This window comes from Mucilaginibacter sp. (genome assembly GCF_028288205.1).
Classification (GTDB): Bacteria; Bacteroidota; Bacteroidia; order Sphingobacteriales; family Sphingobacteriaceae; genus Mucilaginibacter.
In genome coordinates this window covers 115472-140123 of the sequence record NZ_JAQBOD010000056.1, presented here as the reverse complement: position 1 = coordinate 140123, position 24652 = coordinate 115472, and the positions used below count along the sequence as shown (strand labels likewise).

At 37.5% G+C, this 24652-nt stretch carries 26 protein-coding genes; 11 read left to right on the top strand and 15 right to left on the bottom strand.

Annotated features, from left to right (window positions below; genetic code table 11):
- Positions 1–21: 21 nt before the first annotated feature.
- From JWR23_RS13595 to JWR23_RS13580, 4 genes are all read right to left on the bottom strand, one after another.
- A complete protein-coding gene (locus JWR23_RS13595) occupies positions 22–984 on the bottom strand; it encodes an FKBP-type peptidyl-prolyl cis-trans isomerase (RefSeq protein WP_299516712.1) in 963 nt (320 codons plus the stop codon).
- A gap of 88 nt (positions 985–1072) precedes the next feature.
- The gene (locus tag JWR23_RS13590) at positions 1073–2065 is read right to left on the bottom strand and encodes an FKBP-type peptidyl-prolyl cis-trans isomerase (protein WP_299516711.1); all 993 of its coding nucleotides are present in this window, start codon (positions 2063–2065) and stop codon (positions 1073–1075) included.
- A 45-nt stretch (positions 2066–2110) separates the two neighbouring features.
- Entirely contained in the window at positions 2111–3082 is a 972-nt protein-coding gene (locus JWR23_RS13585; RefSeq protein WP_299516710.1) for an FKBP-type peptidyl-prolyl cis-trans isomerase, read from the bottom strand.
- A gap of 2 nt (positions 3083–3084) precedes the next feature.
- Positions 3085–4095, bottom strand: a complete 1011-nt coding sequence (locus tag JWR23_RS13580; RefSeq protein WP_299516709.1) for a DHH family phosphoesterase — start codon at positions 4093–4095, stop codon at positions 3085–3087.
- Between the two features lie 167 nt (positions 4096–4262).
- On the opposite strand from JWR23_RS13580, the gene JWR23_RS13575 reads away from it, so the two are divergent.
- Positions 4263–4682 (top strand): nucleoside-diphosphate kinase, encoded by a 420-nt coding sequence (locus JWR23_RS13575; protein WP_299516708.1) that lies wholly within the window; start codon positions 4263–4265, stop codon positions 4680–4682.
- Between the two features lie 159 nt (positions 4683–4841).
- Here JWR23_RS13575 and JWR23_RS13570 read toward each other — a convergent pair whose 3' ends face one another.
- Positions 4842–5132, bottom strand: a complete 291-nt coding sequence (locus JWR23_RS13570) for a DUF721 domain-containing protein (RefSeq protein WP_299516707.1) — start codon at positions 5130–5132, stop codon at positions 4842–4844.
- A complete protein-coding gene (locus JWR23_RS13565; RefSeq protein ID WP_299516706.1) occupies positions 5125–6225 on the bottom strand; it encodes a DNA replication/repair protein RecF in 1101 nt (366 codons plus the stop codon). The genes JWR23_RS13570 and JWR23_RS13565 overlap by 8 nt, the downstream gene beginning before the upstream one ends.
- 143 nt (positions 6226–6368) lie before the next feature.
- Between JWR23_RS13565 and JWR23_RS13560 the strand changes: the two genes are divergently transcribed.
- From JWR23_RS13560 to ytxJ, 3 genes are all read left to right on the top strand, one after another.
- Positions 6369–7046 (top strand): tetratricopeptide repeat protein, encoded by a 678-nt coding sequence (locus JWR23_RS13560; protein ID WP_299516705.1) that lies wholly within the window; start codon positions 6369–6371, stop codon positions 7044–7046.
- Positions 7047–7117: 71 nt separating this feature from the next.
- On the top strand, positions 7118–7612 hold the full coding sequence (ribH, locus tag JWR23_RS13555) for a 6,7-dimethyl-8-ribityllumazine synthase (protein ID WP_299516704.1): 495 nt from the start codon (positions 7118–7120) through the stop codon (positions 7610–7612).
- A 239-nt stretch (positions 7613–7851) separates the two neighbouring features.
- Positions 7852–8181, top strand: a complete 330-nt coding sequence (gene ytxJ / locus JWR23_RS13550) for a bacillithiol system redox-active protein YtxJ (RefSeq protein ID WP_299516703.1) — start codon at positions 7852–7854, stop codon at positions 8179–8181.
- Between the two features lie 117 nt (positions 8182–8298).
- Here the strand turns inward: ytxJ and JWR23_RS13545 are convergent, their stop codons facing one another.
- Positions 8299–8700, bottom strand: coding sequence for an OsmC family protein (locus tag JWR23_RS13545; RefSeq protein ID WP_299516702.1), 402 nt, complete (start codon positions 8698–8700; stop codon positions 8299–8301).
- Positions 8701–8823: 123 nt separating this feature from the next.
- On the opposite strand from JWR23_RS13545, the gene lipA reads away from it, so the two are divergent.
- Genes lipA through JWR23_RS13530 form a run of 3 tightly spaced genes read left to right on the top strand, consistent with a single transcriptional unit; the run spans position 8824 to position 10536 of the window.
- On the top strand, positions 8824–9702 hold the full coding sequence (gene lipA, locus JWR23_RS13540) for a lipoyl synthase (RefSeq protein WP_299516701.1): 879 nt from the start codon (positions 8824–8826) through the stop codon (positions 9700–9702).
- A gap of 23 nt (positions 9703–9725) precedes the next feature.
- Positions 9726–10274, top strand: coding sequence for a sigma-70 family RNA polymerase sigma factor (locus JWR23_RS13535; RefSeq protein WP_299516700.1), 549 nt, complete (start codon positions 9726–9728; stop codon positions 10272–10274).
- A 7-nt stretch (positions 10275–10281) separates the two neighbouring features.
- The gene (locus JWR23_RS13530) at positions 10282–10536 is read left to right on the top strand and encodes a hypothetical protein (protein WP_299516699.1); all 255 of its coding nucleotides are present in this window, start codon (positions 10282–10284) and stop codon (positions 10534–10536) included.
- A 462-nt stretch (positions 10537–10998) separates the two neighbouring features.
- Here JWR23_RS13530 and JWR23_RS13525 read toward each other — a convergent pair whose 3' ends face one another.
- A complete protein-coding gene (locus JWR23_RS13525; protein WP_299516698.1) occupies positions 10999–12504 on the bottom strand; it encodes an NAD(P)H-hydrate dehydratase in 1506 nt (501 codons plus the stop codon).
- Positions 12505–12578: 74 nt separating this feature from the next.
- Between JWR23_RS13525 and JWR23_RS13520 the strand changes: the two genes are divergently transcribed.
- The 4 genes from JWR23_RS13520 to infB all read left to right on the top strand — a co-directional run bounded on the left by JWR23_RS13520 (position 12579) and on the right by infB (position 17830).
- Complete coding sequence (locus tag JWR23_RS13520; RefSeq protein WP_299516697.1) at positions 12579–12995, top strand: hypothetical protein; 417 nt, start codon at positions 12579–12581, stop codon at positions 12993–12995.
- 117 nt (positions 12996–13112) lie between these two features.
- Positions 13113–13583 (top strand): ribosome assembly cofactor RimP, encoded by a 471-nt coding sequence (gene rimP / locus JWR23_RS13515; RefSeq protein ID WP_299516696.1) that lies wholly within the window; start codon positions 13113–13115, stop codon positions 13581–13583.
- A 5-nt stretch (positions 13584–13588) separates the two neighbouring features.
- Positions 13589–14824, top strand: coding sequence for a transcription termination factor NusA (gene nusA / locus JWR23_RS13510; protein ID WP_299498088.1), 1236 nt, complete (start codon positions 13589–13591; stop codon positions 14822–14824).
- A 63-nt stretch (positions 14825–14887) separates the two neighbouring features.
- On the top strand, positions 14888–17830 hold the full coding sequence (gene infB, locus JWR23_RS13505) for a translation initiation factor IF-2 (protein ID WP_299516695.1): 2943 nt from the start codon (positions 14888–14890) through the stop codon (positions 17828–17830).
- A gap of 52 nt (positions 17831–17882) precedes the next feature.
- Here infB and JWR23_RS13500 read toward each other — a convergent pair whose 3' ends face one another.
- From JWR23_RS13500 to JWR23_RS13470, 7 genes are all read right to left on the bottom strand, one after another.
- Positions 17883–20444, bottom strand: a complete 2562-nt coding sequence (locus JWR23_RS13500) for a hypothetical protein (RefSeq protein ID WP_299516694.1) — start codon at positions 20442–20444, stop codon at positions 17883–17885.
- Between the two features lie 28 nt (positions 20445–20472).
- Positions 20473–20730, bottom strand: coding sequence for a hypothetical protein (locus tag JWR23_RS13495; protein ID WP_299516693.1), 258 nt, complete (start codon positions 20728–20730; stop codon positions 20473–20475).
- A 263-nt stretch (positions 20731–20993) separates the two neighbouring features.
- Positions 20994–21665 carry a response regulator transcription factor gene (locus JWR23_RS13490; RefSeq protein ID WP_299516692.1) on the bottom strand — a complete coding sequence of 224 codons (672 nt, stop codon included), beginning with the start codon at positions 21663–21665 and terminating at the stop codon, positions 20994–20996.
- 2 nt (positions 21666–21667) lie between these two features.
- Complete coding sequence (locus tag JWR23_RS13485) at positions 21668–22465, bottom strand: histidine kinase (RefSeq protein ID WP_299516691.1); 798 nt, start codon at positions 22463–22465, stop codon at positions 21668–21670.
- A complete protein-coding gene (locus JWR23_RS13480) occupies positions 22432–23091 on the bottom strand; it encodes a hypothetical protein (RefSeq protein ID WP_299516690.1) in 660 nt (219 codons plus the stop codon). Before JWR23_RS13480 ends, JWR23_RS13485 begins: the two co-directional genes overlap by 34 nt.
- A gap of 66 nt (positions 23092–23157) precedes the next feature.
- Positions 23158–23541: a hypothetical protein gene (locus JWR23_RS13475; RefSeq protein WP_299516689.1), complete on the bottom strand. Its 384-nt coding sequence runs from the start codon at positions 23539–23541 to the stop codon at positions 23158–23160.
- Positions 23542–24029: 488 nt separating this feature from the next.
- The gene (locus tag JWR23_RS13470; RefSeq protein ID WP_299516688.1) at positions 24030–24548 is read right to left on the bottom strand and encodes a DUF4142 domain-containing protein; all 519 of its coding nucleotides are present in this window, start codon (positions 24546–24548) and stop codon (positions 24030–24032) included.
- Positions 24549–24652 lie beyond the last annotated feature (104 nt).

Genomic DNA, 24652 nt, shown 5'->3' with positions numbered 1-24652 from the left:
GGGAAGGCTTTTTTAAGTTTATTATTTCTTTGCGGGAGGCAGACCCGGTGCTGACCGTGTAGGGTCAACATCTTCGCCGTTTGAATGCATAATGTCAATTACTTCTATATTAAAAACAAGCGGGGTAAACGGATCTAAAGTTTCATTGCCGTGCTCGCCATAAGCAAGGCTTGAAGGAATTATAAGGGTGGCTTTTGCGCCTTTATTTAATAATAATAGGCCTTGTTCCCAACCTGCCATTACCCTGTTTTTCCCCAATGGCACACGAACAGGCATATACGGGCGCGGGCCAGCAGGAAGCTTAGCTTTTTCGGCATCTTCTTTAATATTGGTGTCAAACACTTTACCATTTAAAAGGCTACCGGTATAATTTACCACAACAAGGTCGCCTTTTATTGCCAATGGGCCGGTTCCTTTTTGGGTGATGGTATAATATAAACCCGAGTCGGTTTTAGCAACGTTTAGTTTTTTATCACCAATATACTTTTTAATTTTTGCCGGTTCAGCATTTTTAAGTGCGAGCTGCTCTGCCTGCAAAAAGGTGGTAACCTTTGTTTCAAATTCCATTTCGCTCTGTGTTCCTTTAGGAATCAGTTTTTCAATTTTTACGGTATAGGTAATATATTTACCTTTAAAAATTGGCGGTTTTGGCCCGCTTTTAAATATGCTATCAACAGAAACCTTAATGGTTGCACTATCCCCTTCGGATAGCAATGGAAGAGCCGACAATACATCTCCTTTAGTTGACGATTTAGCTACAAGCAGCGGCCTTGCACCGCCCTTTTCATAAGTATTTGATATTATAGAATCGGCATCATTTTTTACTATAATGTTTGCAGTAACAAAATCACCTTCCTTTATTTTAGGACCTGTTTTGCCGGTATATATTCTATACAGTATACCGCTCTCGCCGGTTTGGTATCCACCATTGCAGCTTGCCAGGCCCATCGCCGCAAGCGCCAAAAACATAAATATCTTTCTCATTTAATTGTGATAGTTTATAATTGGATAAAAGTAGTTTTTAATTTCTGATAATAAAAAAGCCTTCTTTTATTATCAGAAGGCTTTTTGTTTAATTTTTCTTTTTGGCAACCGCCTTTTTAATTGGTGGCTTGGCTACCGGTTTGGCCGACTTAGTTCCGGTTGCTTTTACCGGCACATGTTTACCGGGTTTAATCTTCACCAGCTCTATATCAAATAATAAAGTGCTAAATGGTTTAATATCTCCCGATCCTTTTTCGGCATAAGCCAGTTTAGACGGAATTATAAATGTAGCTTTTGATCCTTCATTTAATAAAAGCAATCCTTCATCCCAGCCTGGTATTACTTCGTCATGGCCAACAACCATTTGTAAAGGCTGGTAGGAATCTGCGGGCCTTTGTAAACCGGCCTTTGCGCCTTCGGCTGCAATGCTTGAGTCAAATACTTTACCATCCAATGTGCGGCCTACGTAATTTACCAGTAAGGTATCGCCAGCTAAGGGCTTACGTTTAACAGAGGCTTTGTTAATTTTATATTTTAATCCCGAGGTGGTGGTTTTAAGTATCAGTTTATTAGTTGCTATATACTTATCTGTATTAGCTGTTTCATCTGCCTGGTATTTGGCTATCAAAGCTTTTCCTTCGGCAATTTCCCTGTCTCTTTCGGCCATGGCCTCTGTAAGTGATTGTACCTTTATTATTTTCATTAAAAACAGCAAGTTACTGCCCTTAGGTAAAAAAGCCGGCCGCTTATCTTCATGTCCATTAAAAATAGTATCGGTAGGTACCTTAATTAACACACTATCTTTTAAAGTTAATAACGGGAATATATCCATTAAGTCGCCGGTGGGCTGTATTTGTGCCTGCGCAGGCCTGCCGGTTGTATAAGTGCTAAAAAGGATTGAATCCTTATCGGTTTTTTGAACTACCTGGAAAGTAATTACATCATTTACTTTTATCCTGTCGCCGGGATTGTGAGTAAGCATTCGGTATTCTGTACCCTTAGCAGTACGCTGAAAACCGTTTTGCGCACTGGCTTTTGTAGCAAATGCGGCAACTAAAAGAAATACAAAATATTTTTTCATAATTAAAAAAGCCTCTCCGCATTAACAGAGAGGTTATGAGTTATATTATTTTTTTAGCGGAACCGATTTAACAGGCGGCAAAGCTACCGTTGGTTTGGTTGCAGTTAATTTAGGATGAACAATATCTACCAATTCTACATTAAATGCAAGAGGAGTATAACCGCCTATAGGGCCATTGCCACGTTCGCCGTAGGCTAAGCTTGACGGTATTACAAAAGTAGCTTTTGCACCTTTGTTTAATAATAGTAAACCTTGGTCCCAACCGGCAATAACTGCTTTACGACCAACCGGTACGCGGATAGGAGCAAACGAACGCTGAGCAACATTAGGCAATTTGCCTTTAATAGCATCAGCTTTTATATTGCTATCAAACATTTTCCCATTAAGTGTGGTGCCTGAATAATTAATAACCGCGGTATCGCCCGGCATAATTGTAGGGCCGCTGCCTTTTTGAGTGATAACATAATATAAGCCCGAGTCTGTTTTAGTAACGTTAAGCTTATTGTCAGCTATGTATTTTGTAATTTTTGCAGGCTCGGCATTTTTATTTGCGGTACTAAGGCCCGTCATGTAAGTAGTAACTGTTGATTGGAATATCTGGTCGGTCATTTTTCCTTTAGGAATTAACTTCTCAACTTTAACATCATATATTACATACTTGCCTTTAAAAGTAGGTGGTTTAGGTGATTTTTTAAATATACTATCGGCGCTAAGTTTAATAGTAGCGCTATCGCCTTCGGCTAATAGTTTTATACCGTCAAAAAGATCGCCATGGAACTGTGGTTTAGGTACCAGCAATGGTTGCGGATGGCCGTCTTCATAGGTGCTGAACAATACAGAATCAGCATCATTTTTTACAACCAAATTTACCATTACAAAGTCGCCTTCGTTTATTTTAGGACCCGATTTGTCAGTATATTTATTATATAACAATCCGTTCTCGCCTTTTTTGAATCCACCATTGCAACTTGCTAATCCTACAGCTGCAAGTGCCAAAAACATCAGATTTTTTTTCATTTTTATTGAATTAATAGTTTTTTATATTCGGGTAATATGTGTTTAAATTGAGCAATAACTTCTTGTAAACTGGCCGATGATTGCCCGCCTGCAGCATTACGATGACCGCCGCCGCTAAAGTACAGTTTACAAATTTCATTTGCAGGAAAATCTCCTTTCGAACGTAGTGAAAGCTTTACTTTGCCCTCTCTTTCAACTATAAAAGCCGCTAAACGTATGCTGGCAATTGATAAAGCATAGTTTACTATACCTTCTGTATCGCCGGTATTAACGTCATATTTTTTCAGATCGTACTTATTTACGGCAATAATTGCTGTATTAAACTCCGGCAAAATTTCCATACAATTAGTTAGGCAATGTCCCAAAAAGCGAAGGCGATTTTCGGATGCGCTATTATAAACCAATTCATGTATACGCCAGTTAACCGCGCCTGCGTCTATCAAATCGGCAACCACACGGTGTACGGTTGATGTTGTATTGGGCAATCTAAATGATGCCGAATCTGTCATTATACCAGTATACAAACAGGTAGCAACATCTTTATTAATCAGTGATCTGTTGTTTAATGTATTAACAATAAAATCATACACTAATTGCGCGGTAGCGCACGCGTTAATATCCCAGTGGCGGTAATCATCAAAATCCTCTGGTTCAAGGTGATGATCTATCATTATTTTATAGGCTTTGGCTGCGCGCACCAATTCGCCCATATCATTAATACGGTTAAGTGCGTTAAAGTCAAGGCAAAAAATCAGGTCCGCATCAGCTATTAGATCAGCTGCCTGTTGTGTGTTTTCTGTATAGATAATAACTTCGCCATTGCCCGGCATCCAGCTTAAAAACTCAGGATAATCTGTAGGGGCAATAACTTTAGCATGATGCCCCTGCTGTATTAAATAATTATATAAACCTAATGACGAACCCATAGCATCCCCATCAGGTTTGTGATGCGTAGTAATAACTATTTTTTGAGGCTGAGCCAGTAGATTATTAAGCGAGGCTGTATCTAACATTAATTTTAAAAAAAGAGTTGCAAAGCTATGTAAATAAACTTAATGCATTCATAAATTAATGAAAAAAGCTTGAGCGTTCGGTTGCAAAAACCTACTTTTGCACAATTATATACAAAAGGTGGAATTTTTATACGCTGATAACGGCTCCCATCGCAAAAAACCAACAAATGGAAAGTAACAAAACCTTTACAATGATTAAGCCCGATGCAGTTGCCAATGGCCACATCGGTGCAATTTTAGATAAGATTATTGGCAACGGCTTTAAAATATTGGCATTAAAATACACTGCTTTAAGTGCAGAAAAAGCGGGTGAATTTTACAGTGTACATAAAGAACGCCCTTTTTATAAGGACCTGGTTTCATTTATGTCATCAGGACCAATTATAGCTGCTATACTTGAAAAGGATAATGCAATTGAAGATTACCGTAAACTTATAGGCGCTACCGACCCATCAAAAGCCGAACCGGGTACAATACGTAATTTATTTGCAAAATCTATTGACGCTAATGCGGTTCATGGATCAGACTCTGATGAAAATGCAGCGATAGAAGGTAACTTCTTTTTCTCTGCCTTTGAAAGATTTTAAACTACCCTGCTTAAAAAAGGTTTCCAAAGGTTTCAACATTTGTTGCTTTTTGGAAACCTTTTAAAATTATTGCTTTTATCCATTATTAATACTATAACTTTCCCAGAGGATGGGTGCATTAGGGATGAATGCTTTACAGAAGGCCAGCAATGCGTTAGATTAGAGAAAGATAATCTCGTCAATTAACACACTCTTAGCTTCATTATTAATCTTCTCTATTATTTGAGTACGCATTAGCGTAAGTTCATTTTTTATTACTGATGATTCAATACGCAGAAAGAGTTTTTTATCATGTATAAATAACTCTTTTGTTCGGTTAGCTACTGATTTGCCTACCAGATTGGGCCAGGTAGCAATGATACCGGTTTCATCAAACTTGCGTTTAATTTTATAAACCTGCATCATTTGCTCAATTGCCTCCTTGAGCGATTTGTCGTTAGTCTTACGCATCTATCTCTCCTGCTTTTACTTTAAATAATTTTATAGGCACGCCCATATGCGTAAATATATTCTTTACCCGTGCATCGCTGGTATCGGTAATAAATACCTGTCCAAAATCATGGTTTGATACCATTTGCATTAGTTTGGTTACACGCTGGTCATCCAACTTATCAAAAATATCGTCCAGCAACAACAGTGGTTTAAAGCCCTTTTGTTGATCTAAAAAGCTATACTGCGCTAATTTTAACGCAATTAAAAAAGATTTTTGCTGCCCCTGCGATCCGAACTTTTTCATGGGCATGCCATGTATAGCAAACTGCAGGTCGTCTTTATGTATGCCTGCGGTAGTACGTTCAAGCGCGCGGTCGCGTTCAATATTCTTTTTAAGCAGCGTAGCAAAATTTTCATTAAGCAGCTGCGATTCATAAATTAGCTCAACCTGCTCGGCATCATCACTTAAAAACTGGTAGTGCTTATTAAATATAGTGGTAAATGCTTCCATAAAAGCTTTACGCTTTTCAAATATGCGGCTACCGGATGTTATTAATTGCTCATCCAATATCTCTAACAAACCAGGATCATATCTGCCGGTATCGGCAATCATTTTTAAAAGCGCGTTGCGGTTTGCCAATACCTTATTATAAGTTATTAATTCATCAAGATACAGGTTATCGGTTTGCGATATCACATTATCAATAAACTTGCGCCGCTCTTCACTGCCTTCTATAATAATACTGATATCATAAGGCGAAACCATTACCAGTGGTAATAGGCCAATATGGTCTGCCAGGCGTTGATAGTCTTTTTTATTGCGTTTAAACTGCTTTTTTTGATTGCGCTTTACAGAACAGGCCACTGCTTCCTGCTTATCATTTTTACTAAATGTACCTGTTATGATAAAGAAATCGGCCCCTTGTTTTATTTGCTGACTATCAATTGGGTTGAAATAGCTTTTACATAATGATAGGTAATGTATAGCGTCTAACAGATTGGTTTTACCGGCGCCATTATTACCTAAAAACGCGTTTACACCTTCGCTAAACGTTAGCCCGGCTTCTTCGTAGTTTTTAAAGTTGATAACTGATAGCTGTTTTAAATACATATGGATGCATCAAATTTAGCAATTACCGCATTGCTTTTGGGGTTATTATATATTAAAAAAAATAGCCATATTTATTAAAATAAAAAGCAGTTGCTAAAACTTTTTAAAAAATGTAGTTTTGCAAACTTTAATTTAGAATAGAAATGTCAAAAACCCACGAGAATACTACTGCCCACCTAAAAGATGACAACTTTGGACGGATAAGCAAATTTACACGTGAGAATCAAAAGAGCTTAGTTTTTATAGCTTCGGCTGTTATTGCAATGATTCTTGTGTATGTTCTTTACCAAAAATTATACCTTGCTCCAAGAGAGGTTAGTGCTGCAGATCAAATGCACGTAGCGCAGGATTTTTGGAGTAAAAAAGAGTGGGACAAAGCAATTAAAGGTGATGCCGGTTACCCGGGATTTGAAAAGATCATTACCGATTATAGTAATACCAAAGCCGCCAATCTTGCTAATTTTTATTTAGGCGTTGCTTATTTAAATAAAGGCGAATACCGTAAAGCCATTGATAATTTTAATAATTATAGGGGCGACGATGTAATGGTTGCCGCTGAAGCCTATGGAAATACCGGTGATGCTTATGTAGAATTGAAAGACTATGATAAAGCGGCAAGCTATTTCAAAAAAGCAATTGATAAAGCAAAGAATAATTTTTTATCGCCGCTTTATTTAAAGAAACTGGGCTTGGTTTATGAAGCGCAAAACGATAACAAATCTGCAAGCGAGGCCTATAAATCAATTAAAAGCGATTATCCAACCAGTGCCGAAGCACAAAATATAGACGAATATATTGCACGCGTAGACGCGAAACTGTAATTGAGTTATTAAAGATTGAAGATTGGTTGAATACGCAAATCTTCAATCTCTAATCTTTAATCTTCACAACCATGGCTACACAGCTAAAAAACTTATCAGATTTTTCGGATATTGAAGTGCCGTCAGCAGCACCGTATAGTTTTGGTATTGTGGTTTCTGAATGGAACACCGAAATTACTAACGCCCTATACCAGGGTGCTCGTAAAAGCCTGTTAGCTAATGGCGCACTGGCTTCTAATATTAGCACCTATACAGTACCCGGTAGTTTTGAATTAACATCAGGGGCAGATCTATTATTAAAAAATAGTAAATTAGACGCGATAATTTGTTTAGGCTGTGTTATACAAGGAGAAACCCGGCATTTTGATTTTATTTGCAACGCCGTGGCCAATGGGTTAACTAACGTAGCTGTAAAGTATTCAAAACCTGTTATATTTGGTGTGTTAACAACCAACGATCAGCAGCAAGCAATGGATCGTTCGGGCGGTAAACATGGCAACAAAGGAGATGAAGCAGCTATAACAGCCATAAAAATGGCTCACCTTGCTACAACCTTAATAAGATAGCTTCCGTATAACGGATATATTTATAAATATTAGGAAGATGAGAAACGTAATTTATATAGTACTTATAGCATTAACAATAGGAACCATCACCTCTTGTACAAATAAACTTTGCCCGGCTTATAACTCTTATCCTCGAGGACGTAAATAATCCCGTCATTTTCTTAAACTTGCTTAAAACAAATATTTGTTTGACGTTGTAATTACTTAGAACGAAATAAGCATGCTTACCTTTGCGCCATATGAAGTGGACATTATTAGAAACGACAGATCAGCTTACCCGAATTAAAGAACAACAAGGTTATAGCTTAATTTTTAAACACAGCACCCGCTGCTCCATCAGCATGATGGCTAAAAGGCGTTTTGAATTAGATTGGGAAAACTTACCCGAAAATATGCCGCTGTATTTTTTAGACCTGATTCAGTACCGCGATATATCTAACCATGTAGCACAGCTATTTAGTGTGCACCACGAATCACCGCAATTATTATTAATTAAAGATGGCGAATGCATTCTTGATCAATCGCATGGTGAGATATCTGTGGATGAGACTATGTCAGAGATTAATTAATTATAGGTTAAAAATCAGGAAAGTTTATAACGAACAAAAGCCCTGCAAGTATTTCTTGCAGGGCTTTATATTTTGACAGGCCTAATCTATAATTAACCAATCTCTAATCACTAAACCCTACCACCCAAAATCAACTGTTTTTTTAACATCAGGATGCAGGCTTACGTAAACCGGGCAGGTAAGCGCTGCCAGTTCTAATATTTTCCTTTCCTTATCATCATATGTTGCCGGGAATTTCAGATTGATAACTATCTCGGCTACACGGCGGGGGTTGGCGGCCATTACTTTAGTAACCTCGGCACTGGTATTATCTATATCGAAGCCATGCGTATCAGCAGCTATACCCATTGTAGTTAACATGCATCCGGCTAACGATTCGGTCAACAGATCGGTTGGCGAAAAGGCTTCTCCTTTTCCTTTGTTATCAGTAGGCGCGTCAGTAATTAATTTAGTTCCGGATTGTAGGTGAGTTGCCTCGGTTCTTAGTCCGCCAAGGTATGTTGTTTCAATAGTTGCCATGATTTGATTTTTATAAAAGATATTACAAATTTAAAACTTTATTAATTTGTGTTAGCATCAACTTACTGTAATATTTGTTCTGGCCGTTTATTGGGTTAGCAGGTTTTTAACTACTTTTGTTCCATGATAGAATTGCCGGTAGTTCCAGCTAATCAGCCACAACGCAAGCCTGATTGGCTAAGGGTAAAACTTCCCGTTGGGAAAGAATATGCCCATGTGCGAAGTTTGGTTGATACCCATAAGTTGCATACCATTTGCGAAAGTGGCAATTGCCCTAACATGGGTGAGTGTTGGGGTGCGGGTACTGCAACCTTCATGATATTAGGCAACATCTGCACACGCTCCTGCTCATTCTGCGCGGTGGCAACCGGCAGGCCGCTTGCTGTTGATGTAGATGAACCTAACCGTGTGGCAAACTCGGTTAAGCTAATGCAGGTAAAGCATTGCGTTATTACTTCTGTTGATCGTGATGATTTGAAAGATGGCGGTTCGATAATTTGGGCCGATACTATTAATGCTATCCGCCGCGAAAGCCCCGAAACTACTTTAGAAACCTTGCTGCCCGACTTTAGAGGTGTATGGGATAATTTGGCCAGGGTTATTGAAACCCGCCCCGAAGTAGTATCGCATAACCTTGAAACCGTAAGGCGCTTAACAAAGGAAGTACGTATACAAGCTAAATATGATCGCAGTTTGGAAGCACTGAAGCAAATATCGGCTTCGGGATTACGTACCAAATCAGGCATCATGTTGGGTTTAGGCGAAAAGGAAGAAGATGTTTTAGAAGCAATGGACGACTTGCTGGAAGCCGGCGTACATATATTAACCTTGGGTCAATATTTACAGCCAACGCGCAGTCATCACCCGGTAATTGATTGGATACATCCAGATCAATTTGCTTTTTACAAACAAATTGGGCTTGATAAAGGTTTTAAGTATGTAGAGAGCGGACCGCTGGTTCGATCATCATATCATGCTGAAAAACACCTGTTCGAAATCTGAAATCCCTTCATATCTTCACCCGTTTGAGCAAAAAGAAAATATCTCTTTCAGAAGAAGAACTGGTGCTGGCGTTGAGGAACCGTGAAAAGATCGCCATAGAAGCATTGTACGATATGTACTCCCCATCTCTATTTGGTGTAATTGCGAGAATCATTATAGATATCCCCACCTCAGAGGATATTTTACAAGAAGCTTTTGTAAAAATATGGCATTCGTTTCCCAGTTACAGTGCCGAAAAAGGACGTCTATTTACCTGGATGGTAAATATTGCGCGCAACCTATCTATTGATAAATTAAGGTCAAAAGAATTTAAGAACCTCGGCAAAAACCAAGAGTTAGAAAATAACGTAACTTCTATTGACGAACAAAGACATACAGTTTATAAGCCTGATTTAATGGGCATTAAAGATTTAGTACAAACACTAAAGCCCGAGCAAAAGTCTATTCTTGAGCTGGTTTATTTTAAAGGTTATACCCATGTAGAAGCAGCCGACGAATTAGGCATTCCGCTTGGAACCATTAAAACCCGGTTACGAATGGCAATTATAGAACTTAGGAAAAATTTTAATTGAGCCGAAGGTGGAAGATGTAAAAGCATACATTGAATCGGGCATTTTGGAGCTTTACGTTCTGAGGTATATACTCCCGGAAGAAAAGCTGCAGGTGGAAGCAATGATTCAAAAACATCCGGTAATAAAGGCGGAGATTGTGGAGATGGAAAAGGCACTGGAACAATATGCAATTGCCAACGCGATTGAACCTTCAAAAAATCAACGTAATAAAATATTAAATAGCCTGGTTACCAATTTAGCACACGTTTACTACCTTCGGTAGTAAAAAACAAAAAGCTGCTATTGTTTACCCAATGCATTTGAAGTAACCGTGGCCAAGAGGCGGCAGTACTAACCCAGCCATGAGCGAAATGATGCTTATTGACGAGTTTTGACATATAGGTCAATAAATTCAAATCCTGTATCATTTCAATTGAGATTTCATCAAAATTTACATTTTTTAACCAAAAATGTAAATTTTTATGGATTTTACTTGAAAAATGCCATAAAAACAAAAAAAGGGGCATTGCATGCCATTTTATACCCATAAAAATTTACATTTTTGGTTAAAGTGGTTAAAAAAAGTTAATTTTTACAAAAAATGCGTTTTTTAACAAAAAAAGTGCTTTTTTTGTAACTATTCAAGACTGCCTGCGTCTTATCAATAATTTTCTCAGAGTATTAGTTCTTTATAAGATCAGTTAATAAGTAGGAAAAACGGATGCATAATACTTGCTCCGTTTTTTTATGCCATTAATTTTGCCATTGTAATGGGTAAATGTTTGGCCAGTTGCCCAGGCAAAACAACATTTAAGCGATTGGGCATCGCCAGTTCATCGCCCGCTTTTCCATGTATAAATACCCCAATAAGGCAAGCTTCGCGGGGAGAATATTTTTGCGCCAATAAAGAGGTGATAATACCTGTAAGCACATCGCCCATACCACCGGTTGCCATTGCAGGATTACTGGTGCTGTTAAAATAAACATTTCCATCGGGGGTGGCTATCAGTGTGTAATCATTTTTTAAAACGATATATATATGATGCTGCTTTGCCTTTTCTAAACTGCTTTGCAGGCGCTGCCACCAGTTGGCATGTTTGCCAAACAAACGGTCGAACTCTTTCATATGCGGGGTTAATATACTTCCAGCGGGTACTTTTTCCCAAAGCTCAGGATTGCTTGCCAGCAGGTTAAGCGCATCCGCATCAATAACCACAGGCTTTTTATAGTTTGCAAAAATTTCGGTTATTAGTGCTAAGGCATTTTTATCTTTTCCTAAACCCGGGCCTATACCTATGGTAGCAAACTGCTCCCATTCAATTTGGGGTGGTTCATCTCCCTTTCTTACAATTGCCATAATCTCAGGCAGGTAAGTATTTAAAGCAGTAAGACCGCTTTCGGGTACGCAAGCCGTGGTTAAGCCCGCTCCGGCATATGCACATCCTGCCGAACTTAATAAAGCGGCCCCCATAGTTTCTGCCTGGCCGGCCACAATTAAAGCATGCCCGTAGGTTCCTTTATTGCTGAAGTTACGGCGTGGCTTTAGCAGTTTCTTTATGTCCTTTTCCTCAATAAACAGGTAAGGTGATTTAAGCGATGCTATAAACCCCTCATCAATGCCAATATTTACCGCCTCCCAGCATTTAATGTGCGGGGCAGATTCGGGCAGCAGAAAATTAATTTTAGGTTGTTGAAAAGTAATTACCAGGTCGGCCTTTATAACAACAGCCTCGCTATCAATTTCGCCATCAGTAAAAAAACCGGTGGGTACATCAACAGCAACAACTGGTTTTTTTAATTGGTTAATGTATGTTGCCAGCCTCTTATAATCGCCACTTAATGGCTTATTTAATCCACTGCCCAATAAGGCATCAATAATAATGGCGCTATTTTCAGTAGGAAATTCTGCATTGGTTTTAAGTTCGTGTAAGTTAAGGCCCATTTGCTGCAAACGGTGCAGGTTGATATTAAAGTCGTCGGTTGCCTTATCAGTATATCGGGCAATTTTAATATCTAAATTTAAGTATTTATGATCGTGCAACATACGGGCTATTGCCAACCCGTCGCCACCATTATTGCCTGTGCCGCAATAAACTGATATGACCAGCCCCTTATCCGGAAAACGATTAATAAACCAACCAACAAATGCCTTCGATGCCCGCTCCATCAGATAAATGGAAGTAATAGGCTCATTAGCTATTGTGTGAGCATCCGCTTCGCGGATCTGTTGGGCGGTTAATAGTGGCAGCATACGGTATAAATTTAAATTTAATACCTTTTGTTTTATAATACTTTTAAATCTATCTGTTTTAGTATTATTACTTAATGAAAAAAATTTGGTTGTTAATAATATGCGTTTGCCTGGGTTGCACAGCAAATCCACCTAAAACTACCATACATATTAGCCTGGTCAACAACAACCAATCTTTAAAAATAACCGGGATCGACCCTGTTATTATGCATGATATTAACAGGGATACAATAAATGCCTGGCAAAGTTTATTCGCTGTTTACCGCATGCCGGCAGATACTGCCATGAAGGATTATCAACCCATACAGCCCGGGCAGTACCAGCTTAAAGACAGCATACTTGTATTTACTCCGGATACCCCATTTACCAAACAACAAAGCTATTTTGTACGCTATTATAATTACGCGGGCAATAAAAACATATGGGATTATATTAAAGGCAATGCCCGCATTGGAAAATTACATTTTACTGATTTGATTTTTAAGCGATAAGCTGCTTGAAAATCAAATATTTTAGTATATTTGCATCCAAATTAAGAAAGAGGGGGCCATTTGCCCCCTCTTTTAGTTTACCAATCATTCCGGTAATAGCGGAAAAGAAAGGCGGATATGAACATTGAAAAAAGGGTTGTTGAACTGGTTGAAGAGAAGATTTCCGAAATTGCGCGGCCTGATCTGTTTTTGGTGAGTGCTAAATTACAACCGAACGGAAAACTGATTATACTGGTTGATGGTGATAAAGGTATTGGGATAGCCGAATGTGTGCAGATAAGCCGTTATGTAGGTTTTAAACTGGAAGAAGAGGATGTGATAAAAACACCTTACAATCTTGAAGTTTCATCGCCGGGTATTGATTTACCACTAACTATGGTAAGACAATACACCAAAAACATTGGCAGGGACCTGGCTATAAAAATGGCTGATGGTAATAAAAGAGAAGGTAAGCTAACGGCAATTACAGAAGACGCCGTACTGATTGAAGAAAAAATAAAAGAAAAAGGGAAAAAGGCCGAAATTATTGAAAGCGTTATCCCGATAGAGCAAATAACAGAAACAAAGGTTTTAATATCATTTAAGTAAGAAAAATGAGTAATATTAATTTAATTGATTCTTTCCAGGAATTCAAAGATTTCAAAAACATCGATCGTCCAACGATGATGAGCGTGCTGGAAGACGTTTTCAGAAGTATGATCCGTAAAAAATACGGAACCGATGAAAATTGTGACGTAATTGTAAATACAGATAATGGCGACTTAGAAATTTGGCGCACACGTGTGGTTATGGAAGATGGTTTTAGTGAGGACGATGACCTGGAAATTGAATTAAAAGAAGCAAAAACGCTTGATCCGGATCTGGAAGTAGGTGATGACTATATCGAGTTGATCACTTTAGAGAGCTTTGGTCGTCGTGCTATATTAGCTGCCCGTCAAACACTGGTATCTAAAATATTAGAACTGGAGAAAGACGAGATATTTAAGAAATATAAAGATCGCGTTGGTGAGATTGTGACAGGTGAAGTTTACCAGGTATGGAAAAAAGAGACATTAGTACTTGATGATGAAGGCAATGAACTTTTATTGCCCAAAACAGAGCAAATACCTGCCGACTACTTTAAAAAGGGCGATAGCGTAAAAGCTATTGTTTATAAGGTAGATATGTTGAACAGCAACCCTAAGATCATTATATCGCGCACAGCGCCTGAGTTTTTACAGCGCTTATTTGAGCTGGAAGTACCTGAAATTTTTGATGGTTTAATAACTATCAAGAAAATTGTACGTGAGCCGGGCGAAAGAGCCAAAGTAGCGGTTGAATCATACGATGATCGTATTGACCCGGTTGGTGCTTGTGTGGGCATGAAGGGATCGCGTATACATGGTATCGTTCGCGAGTTGAAGAACGAAAATATCGATGTAATAAACTATACTAATAATATTCAGTTATATATACAACGGGCATTATCGCCGGCTAAAATCACATCTATTAAACTGGATGATGAGAAAAAAACAGCAGCAGTATATTTAAAACCCGACCAGGTATCATTAGCGATAGGCCGTGGTGGGCATAACATTAAACTGGCCGGTAAATTAACCGGTTATGAAATTGATGTTTACCGCGAGGCTGATGAACATGATGAAGATGTGGATATTGAAGAATTTTCAGATGAAATTGAAAGCTGGATCATTGATGAATTTAAACGTATTGGTTTAGATACAGCAAAATCAGTTTTAGCTTTAACTGTAGGCGAATTGGTAAAACGTACCGATTTAGAAGAAGAAACAGTAAAAGAAGTACTATCAGTTTTACAAGCAGAATTTGAATAAAAAAAATAAGCAAAATTAAAATCGTATTTTTGCACTAAAATAAAGCAGAGAAAGAATTAATAAATGTCAGAAGACAAATCAATAAAATTAATAAAAGCAGTAAAAGAGCTTAACATTGGTATGGGTACCATTGTCGACTTTTTGGCTACAAAAGGCTATAAGGTTGACAAACAACCTATGGCAAAGCTGGATAACGACATGTACGGCGCATTGTTGAAAGAGTTTGCTATTGACAAAAGTATTAAGGAAGAAGCCAAGCAGATAAGTATCGGCAAGATACGTAAAGATGAGCCCGGCATTACTCCTGATAAGCCGGTTGAAACTAACCGTCGTTCAAGGGATTTTGAGAATGAAGAGATTCTGATAAAAAATGCCGGCAACTACACAGCGCCATCTGCCCCGGTTGAAATACCAAAGCCGGCACCTGCTCCTGAGCCTGTAAAGGCAGAAGAGCAAAGTAGTGATTCACTTCCGGGTGTAAAAATTGTTGGGAAAATAGACCTGAATAATTTACATGCTAAACCAACCGAGAAGATTGAAAAAGAAGTTGTAAAGCCAGAGCCAGTTGCGCCAAAAGCAGAACCAATAGAAGAAATAAAACTACCAGAACCCGTAGCTGAAATTAAAAAGGAAGTTGCACCCGAGCCTCCAAAGGCTGAAGAGGTGAAAAAAATAGTAACTCCGGTTGTAACACCTGTTGCTGCTGAACCTAATGAAGAAGGTGGCGACCCTGATGTTATCAGGGCTAAGGCCGCGCGTTTAAGTGGACCGAATATTGTTGGCAGGATAACTTTACCTGTTGTGCCAAAACGTAACCCGGTAGCTTCATCATCAAACACTAACGCGGATCATAAACGCAAAAGAAAACGTAAGGATAATCCACCTCCAGGACAAAGTGGCGGCAACACCAATCAGCAGGGGGCTAACCCGGCCGGCGGTGGCACAGCTCCACAAAGTGGCGGTAACAATAATGCTAACCGTCCCGATTTCAGGAACAGGCCTCATAATACCGGTGGTGGCTATCAAGGCAATCGCCCTAATAGTAACTTTAACCGTAATGCTCCGGCAAATACCGGCCCTAAAGAAGAGCCTTCAGAAAAAGATATACAAGACCAAATTAAGGCAACCCTTGCCCGTTTAAGTGGCGCAGGTAAATCTGGCAAGTTTGCACAGCGGGCTAAATTCCGTCGTCAAAAACGTGATGATGTAGCTGCAAATGCTGATGAGCTGGCGTTAGAGCAAGATGCGCAATCAAAAGTATTGAAGGTTACAGAATTTGTTACGGCTAACGAGTTAGGTATAATGATGGATGTGCCTGTAACGCAGATCATATCAACCTGTATGAGCCTGGGTATGTTTGTATCCATTAACCAACGCCTTGATGCAGAAACATTAAGTATTGTTGCTGATGAATTTGGCTACCAGGTTGAATTTGTAAAACCACAGGACGAAGAATTTATCCTTGATCAGCCGGATGCTCCTGAAGATCTGATCCCCCGTGCACCTATTGTAACTATAATGGGCCACGTAGATCATGGTAAAACCTCATTGCTTGACTTTATACGTAAAACAAACGTTATAGGTGGCGAAGCCGGCGGTATTACCCAGCACATTGGTGCCTATGAGGTAACATTGCCGGATAATAAAGGAAAAATAACATTCCTGGATACACCTGGTCACGAGGCGTTTACCGCTATGCGTGCAAGAGGTGCGCAGGTAACAGATATTGTAATTATTGTAATTGCTGCTGATGATAGCGTGATGCCGCAAACCCGCGAGGCTATAAATCACGCGCAGGCTGCAGGTGCCCCTATTATATTTGCATTCAATAAAATTGACCGCCCGGGTGCTAATGCCGACAAGGTGCGTGAGCAACTATCGGCCATGAATATTTTGGTTGAAGAGTGGGGTGGTAAATATCAAACACAAGAAATTTCGGCAAAAACAGGCTTAAACATCGATCTTCTTTTAGAAAAAGTGTTGCTTGAAGCCGAATTGTTAGAGCTTAAAGCTAACCCTAAAAAACGTGCCGTTGGTACTGTTATTGAGGCTGCTTTAGATAAGGGCCGTGGTATTGTTACTACTATATTAGTACAGGCAGGCACGCTAAGGGTAGGTGATCCTATTTTAGCGGGTTGTTACAGCGGTCGTGTAAAAGCATTGACCAATGAGCGTGGCCAGCGTGTTGAATCTGCAGGGCCATCAACACCGGTACAGGTATTGGGTATGCAGGGCGCGCCAACAGCCGGTGATAAATTTAACGTGTTAGAAACCGAGGTTGAAGCACGTGAGATTGCCAATAAACGCTTACAATTACAACGCGAACAAGGTTTACGTACACAAAAACATATCACCCTTGATGAAATTGGCCGCCGTTTGGCAGTTGGTAACTTTAAGGAGCTTAACATTATTGTTAAAGGTGACGTGGATGGTTCAATTGAAGCGTTATCCGATTCATTGTTGAAACTATCTACTGAGCAGATACAGGTTAACGTTATATCAAAAGCGGTTGGGCAGATATCAGAATCTGACGTATTATTAGCTTCGGCCTCTGACGCGATAATTATCGGTTTCCAGGTTCGCCCTTCAGGTGGCGCACGTAAACTGGCCGAGGCTGAGCAAATTGATATCAGGCTTTACTCTATCATCTACGATGCGATAAACGAGATCAAGGCTGCTATGGAAGGCATGCTTGCGCCAACTTTCGAAGAGAAGATTGTTGCTAACGTAGAGATACGCGAAACCTTCAAGATCAGCAAGGTTGGTACTATTGCAGGTTGTATGGTATTGGATGGTAAGATTACCCGTAACAGCAAAATACGTATAGTGCGCGAAGGTGTGGTTATTTATACCGGCGAACTGGCTTCTTTAAAACGCTTTAAAGACGATGTTAAAGAAGTATCTGCGAACTACGAATGCGGTTTAAACATCCATAATTTTAATAACATTGAAGTAGGCGACATTGTTGAAGCTTACGAAAATGTAGAGGTTAAACGCAAGCTTTAATAGTATAAACTTTATATACACAAAAGGCTCCCTGGTTACCAGGGAGCCTTTTTTATGTTCCATTACTTATTACATTTTGCTGCAAAAAGATCTTGGTGTTTAGCCTGTTTTCGTGAAGCATTTTTATAAAATCATTATTTACCTGCTTATACAATTCGGGCACTGATGTTTGCAAATCGGCGCTCTTTAATAATATCATAGATACATACAGTTTAGGAAATTTATAGCCAGATTTATCAGCAATGGCATTAATACTTTTCATTTCGGTAACGATATGAGTTGCACGTGGAGTGTTTATTAAGGTTTTAACTTTTAAGTTATGAAACAAAATTTTCATATAAGGCGTTAACCGGTTTTCGCTCTTTTTATAAGCGTTAGAAATAGCGTAATATATTTCTGCTACCATTGTACTATTACCCAGATCATAATAAGCATCGGCAGTTATAATTTTTAAAAAGAATCCATATTGCGTTGTGTTATCACCAAACAAATCGGGTTTATAATTTTTCTTCAAAAATTCAATAAACCTGATTGTTTTTTTAGAGTTATAACATAACAACATAGTATTTAATCCAAGTAAATACAACAGGTCATTTGATGCACATTTTTTAAACCCGGTTCTGTCTGCAGGCGGGTTAAATGATAATTTAGTCAGATCGCGCAGAACTTCCCGTTTAATAATACCATATTTTAAATGATAGTATAAGGCATCAAGGCAGTTTAATGGATTAATGATAAAGGAATCATACGCAGTTTTTTGGAAAGCTTTTAAATTTAAAAGGCAAGCCTCCATCTCATTTAAATCAAGCTGAATAGCTGCTATTATACCTAAAGTAGTATGAATTAATATCTTTTTTTTGGGTGAAAATTCAAACTTTAATAAAACATTCAGCACTTTTTTATAGTCAGGATTAATAAGCTCAAATCCGAAAAAATAATCAAATATTTTTTCACTAAAAGGCTGCTTAAAATACTGCACCAGGGCTTCATTGTTTTTTACTGATAAGGATTCTTTCTCTAACAATTTGCCCAAAAATATAATCAACTCTAATTTTTCATTTGATCCCAGGCACGCTTCTGTTAATTGGTCAATATTTCTTAACTGGCCCGAGTTTATAGCATGCATTATGCACCACTTTAATACTTCTACTTTCCGCGAGCTATTAGCCAGTAAAGTGTTTATTCTTTTAATCAAATCAGCATCAAACAAGTTACTATTTTCATAAAGTAACACCCTGGCAATACTATACTCCAGGAAATTATCATTGCCAAATACAATGCAGGTATTATAATGGTAATTACTACTTTCATTGGCTTCTCTTAAAAAGCCGATGCTTAATAACTCCTGGTAAGCGTGGCTATATTGTTTTATAAGATTATTCGCCTGTAATCTATCTACCCGGTAAATATCATTTTCAAAATCAAGTTCTTCAACAAATTTTTTAATAAACAATAGTTTTTCTGCCGCATAACTACCCAGAAAAACTCTATGTACAATAAATGTAGAGATCAATTCATACATAGAAAAATGATCAATATTGTTTAATGAGAAATTTACTTTGTTAAGTTTATAATAAAATTGCAGGTATAAAGGATGATTAAGACTTTCGGCTGCCTCTATAGAAATAACGCTTTCTACTACGGGGTTTATCTTATGGCAAAGCTTTTTAAGCTCTTCTATATTAAACAATGGCACATTACTATAACTATCATTTCCAACCCCCGTAAACCATGTGCCATTACCAATTTCCATAGTCTGGCTATTATTTATCCAGATAGCAGAGCGCGTAGTTAAAACAAGTTTAAACCAATCGTGCGATTGGTAAAGCGAAAAAATATCAATTAGTTGGTTTAAAGTAATCTTGAATTGCTCATTTTTAAACATAAACTCATCAAACCCATCAACAATAAGGTAAAACTTACTATCCTTCCTTTGCTTAATATCTAATAAAACATTAATATCATTATCAATACTATACCCAAGTAAAGTAAGTATCCAGTCGTTCAAACCTTTGCCACTTAGCAAAACGCTCATTAATGCACTGCTGCTAAATAGTAGTATAATGTCATTAGTGCCATTAGCTGCATCTGCAGCCATTTTTTCTTCAATCCAATGGCAGAGTGCTATGGTTTTTCCATATCCGGCAGGTGCAGTCAATAGTGTGCCTGTACAACCAGAGTTTAAAAATTCATCAAAATGATAATCAATAAAATCCCTTTTAATAGTTTGATTATATGGAATGCCCGATTTGTTTTTTAGGGCCTGTAATGTAAATGCAGTTATTTTATGAGCATTTTGCTGCAATAATTGCCAGTCTAAATCTTTATTCTGATTTTTTATTAAACTATTACCCTCTTTTTCACAAAAATCCCGCCATCCTTTATGATCACAATATTTTGCCAGTATATCAAGCGTAAACAATGATGGCATAAACTTACTATGGGCAAAACCATATATACGTTTAAAAGTAGTTTCACTAATTCTATTACCGGTTTTTTTTGATACACGATGTGATAGTACCTTACATTCTGCTGGTAAAATATGGCTGATACCGGCTGTTACAAGTATTCTTTTTTTTAATTGTTCGTATCGATGTAATGAAATCGTGTTCATTATCATTGTCCTGATTGTTTTTTATGCATTACATCATTACTAACTCAATACACTGTTTAACAGTAAGATTTTCTGATATACTATCCGGCAAAATCAATTTCCCTGTATTGTATTGGATTGCTATTGATTGTAGCCTGTCTTCTAATATTTTACAATGTGGAAAGTTGCTGTATCCTAAGGTAAATAAGGGTGTAAATCCATTTAAATTATAAGGTTGTGTTGAAGCTAAGCCCCCAACATTTAATATTTCTAACTTAACATGATTTGTTATATATATTTTATCCATAGTGATTATATATTATTCAATAATTAAATACAAGATATAATATTGTACGAATAATTACGATTTAGTGTTTTAAGTACACTCAAAAACTTATTAACATAGTTTTACTCAGCTTGTCCATTTTTCTTTACAATGTTTTTATTTAACAATAAAGAAATAGAAATTCAAGACATCTTAATTTAATAGAAATTAATTGGTTCCTTCAAGCAAAAGCAAGTATAAATACCTGTTTTTAAAAATGGGTATTTATACGCAATAGGAAACAGCTACTTTGAGATGATAAATAAGCCATACTTTATAGCAAACAATACAAGGCCCGCCGTATTTCGGCAACCGGTTTTAGTTAGCAAATTAATTCTATGTCCCTCAATTGTGCGCGGGCTTAAGTAGAGTTTTTGGGCCATTTCTGCATTATTGTGTTCTTTACAAACAAGCTCAATTATTTGCTTCTCGCGATGGCTTAATTTAACTGGTAAATTATCAAGCATTGTTTTAGCAAAGGCTTTATTGTTGGTATTATTCTGTATGGCTTTAAGTACTTTTTTATTAAAATAAAAACCGGTTTTATACACAGATTGAATTGCCATTATCAATTCATCTTTATCGCAATTTTTTTCTAAATACGCCGATGCCTTGGCATGTATCATTTGAGCAATAAGCGATGGGTTAATATGTACCGAAAGAATTATAACCTTTATTTGCGGATATTGATCATGTAAAATTTCATTTAACTCAATGCCATTCATTCCCGGCATATCTATATCTACTATTGCAATATATGTACGGTTTTCAATCACATCCGGCAATTTTTGTATAAAAGAATCGCCGCTTTCAAAATCACCCGAAAGCACAAATTCATCAACACTATTAATTAATAATGAAAGGCTTTGCCTGAATAAATTTTGATCGTCGACAATAAAAACGTGTATCTTCTCCATTTTTAAATTGCAATCGGGCCAGTATATATAATATTTATAAAAAATCCATTGCCGGGCGATGTTGTAATTTCATGAGGCGCATTTATAACCGTTAGCCGGCTTTCAATGTTATGCAGTCCTATCCCTTTATTTATCAATCGGGTGTCCATTCCTACTCCATCATCCTGGTATTCAATAATCAGCACATTCTTATCTGCTGTAAAATTTAATATCGCGTTATATGCGCGTGCATGTTTAATGGTATTATTAAGCAATTCTTCTAAAACTCTGTATAATGCCGTCGAAACCGGTAAGCTTAGCTTTTCCAATAATTCCGCTGCTTCATTATTAAAGGCAATTTTTACTTTTCCCGATTGATTAATGATTGCGCATTGTTCCTCAATCGCAAACCCAAGTCCGTAGTAGGTTAATGTTGTTGGCGATAAATTATGAGAAATATGACGAACATCAGTCATCATTTTATCAATTATGTTTTTGCTTGATTTTAAAAATGCCTGGTAATTATTATCAGCTACTGCCGGTTTAAACATTTCGATGATCAGCCTTAAGCTGGATATGGCTGCCCCTACATCATCATGCAGATCACGCCCTATACGTACTCTTTCATCTTCCTGCGACTCAATTATTACCTGCAATAGCTCTTTTTGATGAGCCAGCGCTGCCTGCTGCAATTGCTGACGCTGTTGTAACAATTTATTTTGATTGCGTATATAAATTAATATAAATGAGGCTACCATTAAAAAGATAGCGGCTGTAGCTATTATAACTAATACAAAGATATTATCGGTTGTTTCCGGCATTTATAAAAAGCTATGGCAAATAAAATATTTTCTAATATTATAATTGTATCGTATGTGCTCCAAACTACTGTAATAATATGCTTGTTGGCGTTAAGCAAATAATTAGAAAACATAAATATAAAAAAGCTGCACGAGTAAAAAATCAATAAACCTGTATTGATCCAATTAAGGCTTAAGCTTCCCCATTTATATTTAGAATTTGTTTGCATTTGTTTATTAAAAAACATTACACAATAACCAATAATTATTACAGCTTCTAATGAACGTGTATAGGTGTTAAATTCAAGTTTTTTTTGAATATAAAAAAAATTTATTACACATAAAACTGCAAATGTTAATACCATCGGCGGAATAAGTTTATTAATAAGCCCCTTAAATTGAAGGCTATAGAACCAAGATACAAAGGCAAATTCAAAAATGGCATAAAAATGGAAAACAAATAAATTAGGAATATATTGGCTTGATAAAATCATATTTACTGTTTGCAGCACTGCCGAAAAAACAAGAAAGTAGAGTATGACTTTTAGTGGCATACCCAAAAGTTTATAATTAAAAAGAGCGATAATTATAGGAATTAAAATGCTTCCGGATAAAAAATATCTTTCGTAAAAATGAAGAAAATGCATAGGCTATAGGTAGTTTATTTAAGCCTAAATTATAACAAACTTATAACAAACACACTAATTAAAAAATTATCCATCCAATTCCCCGCCGGTGCCACAGTATGGCGGGCAAGGGGCTGACAGATCATAAACATTGCTGCCACTATCGCCCTGAACCATGTTATCAGTTTGAACATAGGGTTTTTCGCGGCCATTAACAATAGGCACAAGCAATAACTGGCTTGTAGTAGGATCAGCAGGGTCTGTTAATCCTATATAAGCTCTTACAGCTTCTGCATCAGGATTATTCAGAAGTAAATTCTGATAAGATATAATAGGAATTAAATAAGACCGTACATTAAATGCCTGCCCGGATGATGCAAGATAGGTTCTCCAATTATCGGTCATCTTCATCGCTTGCGGAACAGGGACGGTTTCTTCAGAACCAGTGTTTGATAAATCATTAGTGCTCATGAATAATTTGGTTTAAGTTGATAAAAGTTATATACAATAATATCAAGCATAAATAATAACGTTACATCAATGAACAAAATGAACAAGGATTTTACAAAAATGATCTGGCTGCATAAGTTACCTTTCTTTTACAGGTATATTGCAATTTATTATTCCCTTTCTAATTGCAGTGCCCTGCAAATTTTTACCTAAAAAATCTACTATATTAAACGTGTTTTAGCGATTAGATTTTGTGGGAATAAGTTTAAAAAATATAAGAAAAAGTCATGGGCACCATTGAAAATCAACATCTTAATAGTATAAATTCTCGCACAAGCGCTATTAATCTGTTGATTTTAAGTGAATTGTGATTTTGAGTGTACCAAGGTGTACATGTACAGTAATAACATTTAACGCGTATAGGTTTATTGCTGCATTTGCTTACTTCACGGGGGAACTAATTTTTTATATCGATTTTATCACTAAACGCGCTAATATTAATAGTCGTTTTATTTATAAGCAATACCCATATTAGTGGCAATGGTTTGTATACTGGCCAGGTGCTGTCTTAACACAGGCAAAGTTGTTCTTATAAATGCTTTTACCTCCGGATCGGGCACATTAACGGCAGCTGTTTCAAAATAAGCAACAGCTTTTTTGTGATCCTGTACCATCATCTTTACATAGTTTTTATCGAAATTATTGCCTAAGCTACGGGTTAGCATATCATCAGGAGCTACATCGGCAGCAGCCGGCGGCGGTACTTGCCAACCTTTTGATTTAATTATCTGCATCAACTCATTATTCGCTTTAGTATGGTCTGCAACCATCCTGGTGCCAAAGGCTTTAACGCCAGCGCTTTTAGCTTTGCTAATGGCCAGTTGCCCGGTATGTACCTCTTTCATATTGCTTAAGTTAGCCTGATTTACAAACATTAAAGTGGCCGAATCCGGATTGGCCACCATTGGGCTTTGGGCAAAGGCTGTAATGTTGCCCAACAGCATTAATAGTGTGATTAACTTTTTCATAGTTATAGTGTTTATTGGAGTTTATTATTGCTAATTATTAGTAAGCTCATTTATAGCAGCTTATAGCTATATAATACAACACCCGGGCTTTAGTAAATGTTCTG

Excerpts from the sequence above, each read along its gene's own strand:
- JWR23_RS13495 (WP_299516693.1), bottom strand. The coding sequence starts at position 20,730 with ATGGATAAAATATATATAACAAATCATGTTAAGTTAGAAATATTAAAT.
- JWR23_RS13500 (WP_299516694.1), bottom strand. The coding sequence starts at position 20,444 with ATGAACACGATTTCATTACATCGATACGAACAATTAAAAAAAAGAATA.
- JWR23_RS13565 (WP_299516706.1), bottom strand. The coding sequence starts at position 6,225 with ATGTATTTAAAACAGCTATCAGTTATCAACTTTAAAAACTACGAAGAA.
- JWR23_RS13575 (WP_299516708.1), top strand. The coding sequence starts at position 4,263 with ATGGAAAGTAACAAAACCTTTACAATGATTAAGCCCGATGCAGTTGCC.
- JWR23_RS13585 (WP_299516710.1), bottom strand. The coding sequence starts at position 3,082 with ATGAAAAAAAATCTGATGTTTTTGGCACTTGCAGCTGTAGGATTAGCA.
- JWR23_RS13525 (WP_299516698.1), bottom strand. The coding sequence starts at position 12,504 with ATGCTGCCACTATTAACCGCCCAACAGATCCGCGAAGCGGATGCTCAC.
- ytxJ (WP_299516703.1), top strand. The coding sequence starts at position 7,852 with ATGAAGTGGACATTATTAGAAACGACAGATCAGCTTACCCGAATTAAA.
- JWR23_RS13475 (WP_299516689.1), bottom strand. The coding sequence starts at position 23,541 with ATGAGCACTAATGATTTATCAAACACTGGTTCTGAAGAAACCGTCCCT.
- JWR23_RS13580 (WP_299516709.1), bottom strand. The coding sequence starts at position 4,095 with ATGTTAGATACAGCCTCGCTTAATAATCTACTGGCTCAGCCTCAAAAA.
- nusA (WP_299498088.1), top strand. The coding sequence starts at position 13,589 with ATGAGTAATATTAATTTAATTGATTCTTTCCAGGAATTCAAAGATTTC.
- JWR23_RS13485 (WP_299516691.1), bottom strand. The coding sequence starts at position 22,465 with ATGCCGGAAACAACCGATAATATCTTTGTATTAGTTATAATAGCTACA.
- JWR23_RS13590 (WP_299516711.1), bottom strand. The coding sequence starts at position 2,065 with ATGAAAAAATATTTTGTATTTCTTTTAGTTGCCGCATTTGCTACAAAA.
- JWR23_RS13480 (WP_299516690.1), bottom strand. The coding sequence starts at position 23,091 with ATGCATTTTCTTCATTTTTACGAAAGATATTTTTTATCCGGAAGCATT.
- JWR23_RS13470 (WP_299516688.1), bottom strand. The coding sequence starts at position 24,548 with ATGAAAAAGTTAATCACACTATTAATGCTGTTGGGCAACATTACAGCC.
- JWR23_RS13560 (WP_299516705.1), top strand. The coding sequence starts at position 6,369 with ATGTCAAAAACCCACGAGAATACTACTGCCCACCTAAAAGATGACAAC.
- JWR23_RS13545 (WP_299516702.1), bottom strand. The coding sequence starts at position 8,700 with ATGGCAACTATTGAAACAACATACCTTGGCGGACTAAGAACCGAGGCA.
- JWR23_RS13490 (WP_299516692.1), bottom strand. The coding sequence starts at position 21,665 with ATGGAGAAGATACACGTTTTTATTGTCGACGATCAAAATTTATTCAGG.
- infB (WP_299516695.1), top strand. The coding sequence starts at position 14,888 with ATGTCAGAAGACAAATCAATAAAATTAATAAAAGCAGTAAAAGAGCTT.
- ribH (WP_299516704.1), top strand. The coding sequence starts at position 7,118 with ATGGCTACACAGCTAAAAAACTTATCAGATTTTTCGGATATTGAAGTG.
- JWR23_RS13595 (WP_299516712.1), bottom strand. The coding sequence starts at position 984 with ATGAGAAAGATATTTATGTTTTTGGCGCTTGCGGCGATGGGCCTGGCA.
- JWR23_RS13520 (WP_299516697.1), top strand. The coding sequence starts at position 12,579 with ATGAAAAAAATTTGGTTGTTAATAATATGCGTTTGCCTGGGTTGCACA.
- lipA (WP_299516701.1), top strand. The coding sequence starts at position 8,824 with ATGATAGAATTGCCGGTAGTTCCAGCTAATCAGCCACAACGCAAGCCT.
- JWR23_RS13570 (WP_299516707.1), bottom strand. The coding sequence starts at position 5,132 with ATGCGTAAGACTAACGACAAATCGCTCAAGGAGGCAATTGAGCAAATG.
- rimP (WP_299516696.1), top strand. The coding sequence starts at position 13,113 with ATGAACATTGAAAAAAGGGTTGTTGAACTGGTTGAAGAGAAGATTTCC.